This window comes from Ignavibacteria bacterium (assembly GCA_017303675.1).
In the GTDB taxonomy this organism is placed as follows: domain Bacteria; phylum Bacteroidota; class Ignavibacteria; order Tepidaquicellales; family OLB5; genus OLB5.
In genome coordinates this window covers 722,456-734,515 of the sequence record JAFLBX010000002.1, presented here as the reverse complement: position 1 = coordinate 734,515, position 12,060 = coordinate 722,456, and the positions used below count along the sequence as shown (strand labels likewise).

Sequence of the window (12,060 nt, the reverse complement as noted above, 5' to 3'; positions counted from 1 at the left end):
GAATATAATATAAGACTGCTTCGTCGCTAACGCTCCTCGCAGAAGTTGAACTGTAAAATAATTTGTGAAAGTGAAGGTCATAAGAACCCGTAAAATCAGATTTCCTTTTCAATTTTAATAATCCTTAAAAATCACTAAATTTGTAATTAAATCACATAAAATATTGCATTTATTACTCAGAAATTGTCACGTTATTTCACCTGCTGAAAACATTAACGGCAGGTTTGATATATTAATAGTCAACGGTGTAATTAACCGTATGGGCGTTATCTGGCAGCATGTCCGCGAGGTGATCCAATTCGATCTTGCCGGAAAAATTATAGTACCCGGGTTTTTTGATATGCATGTTCACTTCCGTGAACCGGGGCAGGAATACAAGGAAGATATCTCAACAGGCTCACTTGCAGCCGCCCACGGCGGCTTTACAGGCGTTATGACAATGCCAAATACAAATCCCCCAATTGATAACGTTGAAGTATTATCAGCCAATATTGCAAAAACCAGGGATCATTTAGTTGATGTATACCATTCCGCCTGCGCCAGCGCCGGCAGAAAAGGTGAGGTTATTGCTGATATTGCCGCATTAATTAAAGCCGGGGCATTGGCAATTACCGATGACGGCAGTCCGATAGCCGGCGATGAGCTTATGAGGCAGGTTCTGGCGGAAACCGCAAAGTTCCAAAAGCCTGTTGTGCAGCATTGCGAAGTTATGAGTATTACTAACGGCGGCATTATGAATGAGGGTGCAGTTTCGAAACAGCTTGGTGTAAAAGGTATTTTGAATGCATCAGAGTATGAAATTATTGAACGTGATATCAGGCTCACAAAAGAGGTTAAAGGCTCGCATTACCACATACAGCACATCAGCACAAAAGAAGCGGTTGAGCTTGTCCGCAAAGCTAAAGCTGAAAAAGCCAATGTAACCGCAGAAGCATGCCCGCATCATTTCATTTTAAATGATGAAGCAATATTGAAGTACGGTACTAATGCCAAAATGAATCCGCCGCTCAGAACTCAAAGTGATGTTGATGCTGTTATTGAGGGTCTAAGAGACGGCTCGATCGAAGTTATCTGCACTGACCATGCGCCGCATTCAGCCGAAGAAAAATCTTTGCCGCTTGAAAAAGCGCCGTTCGGCATAGTTGGACTTGAAACAGCAATAGGCTTAACATATACATATCTGGTTGATAAAGGCATTATCACCCTCGAAGAAATGATAAATAAGATGTCAGTTAATCCGCGCAGGCTCCTTGGGCTGAAGGATATCAGTATTTCGGAAGGCTCACCTGCGAACCTGACAATCCTTGATGTAAATAAAACATGGAAGGTAAATGCTTCTGAGCTGCACTCAAAAAGCAAAAATACTCCATTTGATGGGTGGGAGCTTAAATGCAAACCTGTTGGTATCGTAAACAATCTGCAGCATTTGATAAATATCTGATAAATGGCAAAGCTAATAGTAAAAGATTCCGCTGATGTAATAGAGGTAAAGAATGTTTTCTGCATCGGCAAAAACTATGTTGATCATATCAGCGAAGTAAAAATTGAAGGGCTTGATAATTCAATACCAAAGGAACCGGTAGTATTTTTAAAGCCTTCAACTGCAATTGAAGCTGCCGGTAATATTGTAAAGGTGCCTTCGTTTAACACAAAGCCTATTTCTCAAAACCTGCAGAACGAAGTTGAGCTTGTAATAATTATCGGGAAAGATGGCGACAATATCCCAGAAGAAAACGCTTTGGAGTATGTTTACGGGTATGCAGTGGGTATTGATTTTACTCTGCGTGACCTGCAAACCGAAATGAAAAAACAGGGCAAGCCCTGGGCTGTAGCCAAAGGATTCAGGACTTCATCACCCGTTGGCGAGGTTGTGACTGCTTCTGTACTTAACGATGCGCAGGTACTTGATATAAAATTAAGCATAAATGGTGAAGTAAAACAATCAGGCAATACCTCTGAGATGATCTTCAGCATTAAATTCATAATTCATTACCTCTCTTCTATATTCGGTTTAAGAAAAGGGGATATAATATTTACAGGAACACCGGCTGGCATCACAAAGCTTGAAACAGGTGATAAGGTAAGCGCTGAAATTCAGCATATTGGGAAACTGGAAGTAACTATAGGTTAATGAAAAGTAATTTAAAACATATACTGGCGGCTTTATCAGGGATTGTTTGCCTGGTGATCTATATTCTTACAATGCACCCGACTGTTGGATTCATTGATAGCGGTGAGCTTGCCGCCGTAGTTTTTACTTTCGGCGTTCCGCATCCCACAGGTTACCCGCTGTTCCTGCTGCTTGGATTTATTGTTTCACATTTGCCTTTAGGCGGCAGCGTTATATACAGGCTTAATATGCTCAGCGCAATTGAAAGCATAGCTGCTGTAATAGTTACATATTATTCTGCAGTTATGCTGCTGAATTATATTTTTCACAAAATAAATACAGCAGGAGTTAAAAAGATACAAAGTAAAACCGGCAAAAAAACAGATGCCGCTGCTTCACAGCCGCAGGTTAAAAAGAATCCGAATGATCTTTCATTGTTGATATATCTGCTCGCTTTTTTTACAGCAGTATTGACGGGCTTTACAAAAACATTCTGGTATGATGCTACGCAAATTGAAGTATATGCCCTGCATTCATTGTTTATCAGCCTGATAGTTTTTTACTCACTTAAAATTTTAACTTCTATAAAGGAGCCTTCAAAAAAGAACTGGCTTTTGCTTGCTTTAATTATCGGCTTAAGCGCAGCAAATCACTCAACTACAATTTATTTTTTACCAGCTGTTCTTTATATGCTGTACCTCCAGTATAAAAGTGATGCTGTATTTACCAAAAAGCTTCTGCCTTATGCTTTGCTGTTATTACCGGGTGTGCTGCTTTATGGAATCCTCATAATAAGCTCTTCATCCGGTCCGTATCTTAACTGGTCTGATGTTTCTGATATATCAAACCTGCCTGATCATTTAAGGGGATCTGATTTTTCCCAGCTTATGTTCTCATCTACAGCTAAGTTCAGCGATAATGCCGCTGCATTTTTCAAAAATCTGCCGGGGGAATTCGCGATAATTTCATTACTTTTCATTGCCGCTGGTTTATTCCTGCTTTGGAAAACTTTTAAAAGTTTTTCTATCTACATTTATCTTTGTATCATATTCACACTGATATATTCATTCAATTACAACACAATTGAAATAAGCTCATTTTATCTTTTGGTATTTTACCTGTTTTCAATTACGGTACCATTAGGTATTATATATATTGTTAATGCAGGAAAACCGGGAAAAATACTTAGTGAAAGTAAAGAGCCAAAGGCTTCAATTTCAAAAGTAATTATTACTGGTTTAATACTGGTTATCTTTTCAGCGGGATATAATTATAAGGAAAATGATAACAGCGGTATGTATGCAAACCGCGAAGTTACCTTAAGTGCGCTGAATTCAGTGCCGCCAAATTCCGTAATTATAGTTTATGACTGGGCATACATGTATTCAGCTTCGCTTTACTACCAGCTTGTTGAAAAAGTAAGGCCTGATGTTAAGGTATTCAATATTAAATTCCTCTCAGCGCCGTGGTATCTCAAAACTATCAGCAAATATTACCCTGATATTTATGAATTGATAAAGCCCGAGGCGGAGGAATATATCAAAGTGTATGATGAGAATGAAAAGATCAGGGCACCAAAGCTTACCGCCCTTGTTGGCGCGTTTATAGATGAAGTTTATGCAAAATTCCCGGTACTTGTCACTATAGATCTAGTGCTTGGCCGAGAAACCAAGCAGTTCCTTGATAAATATTACCTGAAGCCGGACGGTATGCTGTATAAAATGGAGCCTAAAACTCTGCAGTATGACGTGAATGCCGGAACCCGGCTTTTAAATGAAAAGTTCAGCAGGTTTGAGCCCAATACTTCCCATGAAAGGAACCTGTTCAAGGTCATACCCGGTATGATGTTTGAAACCGGATATTATCATTATAATAATAAAAATTATGATTTATCTTTGAAGTTTTTGGATAAGGCGCTGGAATTTGACCCTGCATTCAGGGATGCGCTTAATCTGAAGGCGAAGATAACACAGGAAAGAAATTTAAATAAATAATTGAGCGCTAAAATAATATCAATCTGCCTCCCGAAGGGAGGCGTGGGTAAAACCACCACTGCGGTAAATCTCGCTGCATCGCTTGCCGTTGCTGAAAGGAAAACCCTGCTTATCGATGGCGACCCGTTCGGGGCTTCTGCAATGTCGCTTGGCTTTACTCCTGAACGTATCAAATCTGGTATAGCCGAAGTTTTCAGCTTTACTCATTCGCTCGATCATGCTATACACAAAACTGAGCTTGAATATCTCGATTTTGTGCCAAGCAATGTAAACACAATTCAGCGTGATGAAAGATTCAATAAAATAGCTGAAAACCGTGTAGTACTTAAAAACGCGCTTAAAGGTGCCGCTGAACATTATGAATATATTATTATTGACTGTCCACCTATAATGCGCGGTATTGTTGCCAATGCGCTTACAGCATCAACATCGGTTATAATGCCGGTTAGGAGCGGGCACTTTTCACTTGAGGCAATTTCAAAGCTGTTCAAGTATGTTGAATACATTAAAGAAATTGCCAATCCAACACTGTATATTGAAGGCATTGTAATGACAATGTATGAATCAAACACAAAGGTAACTGAAATATCTGAGCGCGAATTAAAGCTGAGATATAACAAGTACCTTTTTAAAACATACATTCCGCGCAACCACATGATAACGGAATCAACATTTTACGGCAAACCTGCAATATTGTATAATGTAAATGCAAATGTTTCCATGGCATACCTGGAGCTTGCTTACGAGCTTATCAATAAATACGCGCCGCAGGTAAAATCTTAAGAAAGGATAATTTTTTTGAAGGAGCTTTCCAAAACATACGAACCCGGCAAAATTGAACATGAAATAATTGATTTCTGGAGCAGGAATAATTTTTATGCTCCGCAAAAAGACTCAACAAAACCGAAATTTTCAATTGTAATTCCGCCTCCAAATGTCACGGGTAATTTAACAATGGGGCATATGCTCAATAACACCATCCAGGATATTTATGCCCGCTGGAAGCGTATGTCTGGTTTTAACACATTATGGCTGCCGGGGGCAGATCATGCAGGTATTGCCACTCAAACCGTTGTTGAAGGCAAGCTTCGCGCTGAGGGAATTTCACGGTATGACCTTGGCCGCGAAAAGTTCGTTGAAAAAGTATGGGAGTGGAAGGAAGTTTATCACAAAAATATCGTACAGCAGCTGACCCGAATGGGCGCATCGGTTGACTGGCAGCGTGAACGATTCACAATGGATGAAGGCTTATCCGTTGCGGTTCGCAAGGTTTTTGTTGATTTGTATAAAAAGGGTCTGATCTACAAAGGTAAAAGAATTATTAACTGGGATCCGGAGCAGCAAACCGCTTTGAGTGATGAAGAAGTTATTTATAAAGAAAAAAACGATAAGCTTTACTACGTAAAGTACCCGCTGCTTGAAGATAAGAGCAGTTATGTTATCATTGCTACTACACGACCCGAAACGATGCTGGGTGATACAGCAATTGCTGTAAATCCAAAAGACGAAAGATATACGAACATTGCAGGCAAAAAAGTTGTACTGCCTATTGTTGATAAAGCGATACCTGTTATTGCTGATGAATATGTAGAAATGGAGTTCGGTACCGGCGCACTTAAAATTACTCCGGCGCATGATCCCAATGATTTCATGATAGGTGAGAAGTATAACCTGGAATCAGTTCAGGTTATTGATCACACCGGCAAAATGAATGAACATGCCGGAAGGTATTCCGGGTTGGATAGGTTTGAAGCACGCAAGGCGATAGTTGAAAAGCTAAAAGAGCTTGAGCTTATCGAAAAGATAGAAGATTATACGCATAACGTTGGATTCAGTGAGCGCGGAGGTGCGCAGGTTGAGCCCTATTTAAGCGACCAGTGGTTTGTAAATATGAAACCCCTGGCTGAGCCGGCATTGAATGCCGTAAGGTCAGGTGAAATTAAATTCCACCCCGAGCGCTGGACGAAAACCTATGAAAACTGGATGACAAATATCCGTGACTGGTGTATATCACGCCAATTGTGGTGGGGGCACCAGATACCTGTTTGGTATAACAAAAATAACGGTGAAATTTACTGTGAAGTAAACCCGCCGGCTGATATTGAGAACTGGGAACAGGATCCCGATGTTCTTGATACGTGGTTTTCAAGCTGGCTGTGGCCTTTTTCAACCATGGGCTGGCCGGAAGAAACCGAAGACCTGAAGAAATACTTCCCGACTGATTTCCTTTCCACAGCCGCTGATATAATTTTCTTCTGGGTAGCCAGGATGATAATGGCTTCACTTGAATTCACAGGTAAAATTCCGTTCACCGATGTGTATTATCACAATATAGTTCGCGATGATAAGGGAAGGAAGATGTCCAAATCACTTGGCAACTCACCCGATGTTATCGAAGTAATGAACGAATACGGCACTGATGCACTCAGGTTTACGCTGGTTTATCTTGCGCCGCAGGGTACAGATATTTATTTCGCAAAAGAAAAGTGCGAAATTGGCAGGAACTTTGCCAATAAACTGTGGAATGCTGCAAGATTCCTTTTAATGAAAAAGGAACAATCAGCCGGCAATAACGCGGCTTATGAAAAAGATGTTTTTGATCACTGGATAGAAAGCAGATTCCAATCAGCTTTAAAACAGTATCTAAAGGCGTTGAATGAATACAAGATCAACGAAGCCTCAGCGGCGCTGTATGATTTTATCTGGGGTGATTTCTGTGACTGGTATATTGAAATATTAAAGATCAAAGCCGGAGATAACCCGGCCTCGGGTGAAGCTATTTTCAGCAATGCAATTGATATATTCAATAACTGCCTGAAGCTTCTGCACCCGGTTATGCCTTTTATTACCGAAGAATTATGGCAGGGGATAAAAGAAAGAAACGAAAATGATAGCATATCCGTTATGGATATGCCTACGCCGGATGATTCACTGATAAATACAGAAGCTGAAAGTAAGATCGAAACCATTCAGCAGATTATGGCTGCTGCGCGCAACCTGCGCGCTGAAATGGGGCTTTCACCCTCGGTAAAATGTGATATCACAATTAACTGTGCCTCACCGGATGATACGGCATTTATTAATTCAGTATCTAACTATATAAAATCACTCGCAAAAATTGGAGCACTTGAGATCAGAACCGGCGCAGATGCGCCTGCTTATAAATCGGTAACTGCAGTAGTTGGTTCATACCAGGTTTATTTAAAGATCGAAGGGTTAATAGATATTGAGCAGGAAAAAGCTAAGCTGCAGAAGGAAATTGAACGTACTGAAGGATTTATCAGCTCAGTTACAAAAAAATTAAGCAATGAAAAATTCACCGCAAACGCTTCGCCTGAAGTTGTAGAAAATGAGCGTAAAAAGCTTGATGATAATACCAAAAAACTTGAGAAGCTGAAAGAACATTATAAATTAATATCACAATAAGAGTAAAATGAGAAAATTATTGATTTTAACCGCTTTTTTATTGACTGCATCTGTATTTTCACAGTCACTAGTACTTGAAATTTCGTACTATAAGGCTGAAAATGACGGAAACCGCAGTTCGCGTCTGGAAAAATTCAGCATAACCGGAAGTACATCGGCTTATTCAGTTGAATATACCGGGGAAACAATGCCCAATGAAGGCAATGAGCTTAAGAACTGCGAGCTAAGCCCGCTTAAAATTGATGAGATCATGACTTCAATAAAGGAAAATAAGGCTGCTGTGAATGAAACATTTTACGGAAAAGAAAATATAATAGGAAACGGTATAATTTACCTGGTAATTTCAGTTAAAATGATGTATGAAGGCACACCGTATGATATTCTGCTTGATGGCGAAGCAAATCTTGTAATGGGAAATAAAGTTTATTTAAGGGTAATTGAGCTTATCAAGGACCTGAGAAGAATTATTAAAGATTGTTAATTTAAAATACACAAACTATGAAACTGAATTTGATCCTTCTTTTCATTGTATTATTCTTAACGGCTTCCATTTCAAATTCACAGGACCTGAACATAGCGATAAGCTTCCTGCAGGGTGAAAAAAGTAAAGATAGCCATTCCACGGAAGAAAGCTACGCTATTAGCAATTCCGCAGCGGCTTATTCTGTAAAATACTCAGGCAGGAAAAGCAAAAACCAGCAGGATACAGAAAAAACCTGTACATTTTCTGAACAGGACCTAAAGAATATTAAACAAACTATTGAAACTAAAGGATTAAATGTTACAGATTCATTGTACCAGGAATCTTCCAAAACAAACAGCTTTGAAGTTTATACGAGAATTAATATGGTGATCAATATGGACGGGCAGGAATATAAAATTAATATTAACGGTGATACTAAAGAGCTGGAAGATGCCAAGCTGTATAAAAATTCCATTTTCTTTATAACCATGCTTCGCAAAATGATTGAAGGCTGTAAGTAGATTTGCTGTCATTCCTGCGAAGGCAGGAATCTTAAACACAGAAGCCGCTAAATAGCGGCTTTTTTTAGTAGCGGGGGAAGTCCGCCGCGGCGGATCGAACCTCCAATTATTTTATCTGTTCGTTTATGAATTCCCTGCCAACTCCAGTTTTGAACCATTTTTCTCTTTTTAGAGCTTCTGCTTTAGTAAAAAATTCTTCTTTATAAATTAACTTCCAGTTATTACCCCTTTTAGTCCACAGAGATAGTGTTTTATCATTATGCTGTTTTAGTCTAAGGCCTAAGTCTTCTGTCATTCCAGTGTACTTATATCCTTCTTTACTTAAGATAATGTAAACAAAATAGATTTTACCCATAGTAATAAAAAACCCGCCATTTTATTGGCGGGTAGTTGTAGCGGGGGAAGGATTCGAACCTCCGACCTTCGGGTTATGAGCCCGACGAGCTACCAGCTGCTCCACCCCGCGATATTATCAACAAATATACCAATATATTAAACCCCCTTCAAGTTACGAAATTATACCTAATTTTAACTATAACTAACTCGTGCCACGAATATAATTTTAAGTAATTCATGTGAATATGTGAAGAATATTAAATGAATAAATCTCTGATAATTCCTATTCGTGGCAAGAGTATCTTTATCTGAATGTTTGAAATTTACCTCTATTTTCAGGTTTAATTAAATCATTTAATATTAACAAATCCTTTGCTAAATTTGTAGCTTAAATACATATAAATTGAAGAAATCTACTGAAATAAGGCAGGACTTCCTGGATTTTTTTAAGTCCAAACAGCACAAAATAGTGCCTTCGGCACCGGTTTTCCCGTATGATGACCCAACTTTGCTTTTCACCAATGCCGGTATGAACCAGTTCAAGGACGTTTTCCTGGGAACAGGCTCACGTGATTATAAACGCTGCGCCGATACACAAAAGTGCATCCGGGTGAGCGGCAAGCATAACGACCTCGAAGAGGTAGGTCATGATGGCTACCACCACACATTCTTCGAAATGCTTGGCAACTGGTCTTTTGGCGACTATTACAAAAAGGAAGCTATCGAATGGGCATGGGAGCTGCTTACTAAGGTTTGGGGCCTCGATAAAAATCGCCTGTGGGTAACATACTTCCGCGAAGACCTCGAAACCAAAGAGCTTTGGGAAACGCATACTGATATTGATCACAGCCATATATTAAAGTTTGATGAAAAGGATAATTTCTGGGAAATGGGCGATACCGGTCCCTGCGGTCCCTGCAGCGAAATACATTATGACTTCACTCCAAACGGCTGCAATGGCAGTGATGTGAATGCAGATAACCCCGATGTTATGGAGATCTGGAACCTTGTGTTCATACAATACAACCGCGATAGCTCCGGCAAGCTGCATGAGCTGCCCCAAAAGCATGTCGATACCGGTATGGGATTTGAACGTATGGTCAGGGTATTGCAGAATAAATCATCAAACTACCTTACTGATGTTTTCCTTCCGCTGATAAATGAGCTTATAAATATCACAGGTAAGGAATATTCAGGCAAATTTGAAGCCCCGATGAATGTTATCGCAGACCACGTCCGCACACTCACATTCGCAATCGGCGATGGTGCTATACCAAGCAATGAAGGCAGGGGATATGTTTTACGCAGGGTACTCAGGCGCGCAGCGCGGTATGGGCGGAATCTTGATATGCGGACTCCTTTTATATACAAATTAGTTGATACAGTTGTTGATACAATGGGCCACGTTTTTCCTGAAATAGTTGAAAAGCGTGAGTTCATAAAGGAAGTTATAAAAGGCGAGGAAGAGAGCTTTAATGTTACGCTAGATAAGGGTCTTGCTTTATTTAAAGAAGAGGTTGAAAGAATGAAAGCTGCCGGTGAAACTACTTTCAGCGGAGATGTGGCTTTTAAGCTGCATGATACTTACGGCTTTCCCGTTGACCTGACCCAGCTTATGGCAAGGGAGAGCGGTTATGGAGTGGATATGGATCTGTTTAACAGAGATATGGAAATTGCCAGGGAGCTTTCAAGGGTTGATAAAGTGCTGGATACAATTGAACAGAATGAATACAGTGACCTGCTTAAGATTTCCGACGGGCTTGAGTACGATCCATACCACGAAAATGAATCTGTTGAAACTGAAATATTAGCATACCAGAATAAATTTGATTATTGCACAGGTATACTGCTGAAAAATAATCCGTTTTATAAAGCTTCAGGCGGCCAGGTAAATGATGAAGGAAAAATCGTAATAGATAATAAGGAAGTGGAAATTTTCAACATCGTTAACAAGAATATTGTTGAAATACTGAAAACCGATATCACATCCCTTCCTGTAAAAGCAGAAGCCAGGGTAAACATACCACGCAGGCTATCCATTGAGCGGAATCACTCCGCTACGCATATAATGCATGAGGCTTTGCGCAGAGTTCTGGGCTCACATGTTAAGCAAATGGGCTCATACCTAGATGATAAATTATTGAGGTTCGATTTCCCGCATTTCCATAAGCTTAAACCGCAGGAAATTACCGATATTGAGCAGATAGTAAATGATAAGATAAAAGAGAATATCGCAGTTTATTCAGAAGAAATGCCGATCGAAAAAGCCAATACTATCCCACATGTTAAGAAATTCTTCGGTGAAAAGTATGGCGAACCAGTTAGAGTGGTTTTCATTGATGATAAGTTCAGCGTGGAATTCTGCGGCGGAACACATGTAAAGGGAACTTCGGATATTGGACTCTTTAAAATTACCCGTGAAGAAAGTATTTCTGCCGGTACCAGACGCATATTTGCCAGAACCGGAGTGGGTATTATTGAATATATTAACGAGCGAACTGCAGAAATTGAAAAATTAGCCTCAGAATTGCCAGAAAAATACTCCAATAATTTCAACCTGGCAATATCTGAATTCAAAAAAGATTTTGAAGGTACTAATTTCAGAAATACAGAAATGCTTGCATCACTTATTAAGTATCATGATTCAACTTTAAGCTCACTGCTTGAGCTAAGGGAAAAATACCAGGAAGAAAAGCGCCAGCTCGAAAAACAGCTTGCTAAACAGAAGGTGCAAAATGCCGCAGGTTCAATTGAAGGGCTAATTAGCTCAGCAGGTGAAGTGAGCGGTATTAAGCTTATTACAGGTGAATTTTCAGTTGATAATACCGATGAGCTCAAAGAGCTTGGCGATAAGCTTCGCGAAAAAATGGGTAGTGCGATTGGATTGCTGTATTCAGTAATTGAAGGCAAGGTTAGCCTTTGCGCCGTTGTAAGCGATGACCTGGTGAAAACAAAGAAGCTTTCTGCTGGCAAAATTGCAGGTGATGTTGCAAAAATTCTGGGCGGCGGCGGGGGCGGTAAACCGCACCTTGCAACAGCAGGCGGCAAAGATGTATCGAAGATCTCAGAAGCGTTGGAGACGTTACCGGGTATAATACAGAAATATCTGTAAGATATTCAAATTGCGGCTAAAGCCGCTAAGATTATATATTCAGAATCCACGGTCTGAAGACCGTGACTATTCAAGGTTGTAAGATGTATTTGTTTATT

General features: G+C 40.0%; 9 protein-coding genes and 1 tRNA gene. 8 read left to right on the top strand and 2 right to left on the bottom strand.

The window, feature by feature from the left end:
• Nucleotides 1–163 precede the first annotated feature (163 nt).
• Genes J0M37_12760 through J0M37_12730 form a run of 7 tightly spaced genes read left to right on the top strand, consistent with a single transcriptional unit; the run spans nucleotide 164 to nucleotide 8,514 of the window.
• Nucleotides 164–1,441 (top strand): dihydroorotase, encoded by a 1,278-nt coding sequence (locus J0M37_12760; GenBank protein MBN8585953.1) that lies wholly within the window; start codon nucleotides 164–166, stop codon nucleotides 1,439–1,441.
• A gap of 3 nt (nucleotides 1,442–1,444) precedes the next feature.
• A complete protein-coding gene (locus J0M37_12755; protein ID MBN8585952.1) occupies nucleotides 1,445–2,131 on the top strand; it encodes a fumarylacetoacetate hydrolase family protein in 687 nt (228 codons plus the stop codon).
• On the top strand, nucleotides 2,131–4,104 hold the full coding sequence (locus J0M37_12750; GenBank protein ID MBN8585951.1) for a DUF2723 domain-containing protein: 1,974 nt from the start codon (nucleotides 2,131–2,133) through the stop codon (nucleotides 4,102–4,104). The genes J0M37_12755 and J0M37_12750 overlap by 1 nt, the downstream gene beginning before the upstream one ends.
• Nucleotides 4,105–4,887, top strand: coding sequence for a ParA family protein (locus J0M37_12745; protein MBN8585950.1), 783 nt, complete (start codon nucleotides 4,105–4,107; stop codon nucleotides 4,885–4,887). It abuts the gene before it with no gap.
• Nucleotides 4,888–4,902: 15 nt separating this feature from the next.
• Nucleotides 4,903–7,530, top strand: coding sequence for a valine--tRNA ligase (locus J0M37_12740; GenBank protein ID MBN8585949.1), 2,628 nt, complete (start codon nucleotides 4,903–4,905; stop codon nucleotides 7,528–7,530).
• Between the two features lie 7 nt (nucleotides 7,531–7,537).
• On the top strand, nucleotides 7,538–8,011 hold the full coding sequence (locus J0M37_12735; GenBank protein ID MBN8585948.1) for a hypothetical protein: 474 nt from the start codon (nucleotides 7,538–7,540) through the stop codon (nucleotides 8,009–8,011).
• A gap of 17 nt (nucleotides 8,012–8,028) precedes the next feature.
• A complete protein-coding gene (locus J0M37_12730) occupies nucleotides 8,029–8,514 on the top strand; it encodes a hypothetical protein (protein ID MBN8585947.1) in 486 nt (161 codons plus the stop codon).
• A 106-nt stretch (nucleotides 8,515–8,620) separates the two neighbouring features.
• Here the strand turns inward: J0M37_12730 and J0M37_12725 are convergent, their stop codons facing one another.
• The gene (locus tag J0M37_12725; GenBank protein ID MBN8585946.1) at nucleotides 8,621–8,869 is read right to left on the bottom strand and encodes a GIY-YIG nuclease family protein; all 249 of its coding nucleotides are present in this window, start codon (nucleotides 8,867–8,869) and stop codon (nucleotides 8,621–8,623) included.
• Between the two features lie 38 nt (nucleotides 8,870–8,907).
• A tRNA-Met gene (locus J0M37_12720) sits at nucleotides 8,908–8,980 on the bottom strand.
• A gap of 273 nt (nucleotides 8,981–9,253) precedes the next feature.
• Between J0M37_12720 and alaS the strand changes: the two genes are divergently transcribed.
• Complete coding sequence (gene alaS, locus J0M37_12715) at nucleotides 9,254–11,962, top strand: alanine--tRNA ligase (protein MBN8585945.1); 2,709 nt, start codon at nucleotides 9,254–9,256, stop codon at nucleotides 11,960–11,962.
• Nucleotides 11,963–12,060 lie beyond the last annotated feature (98 nt).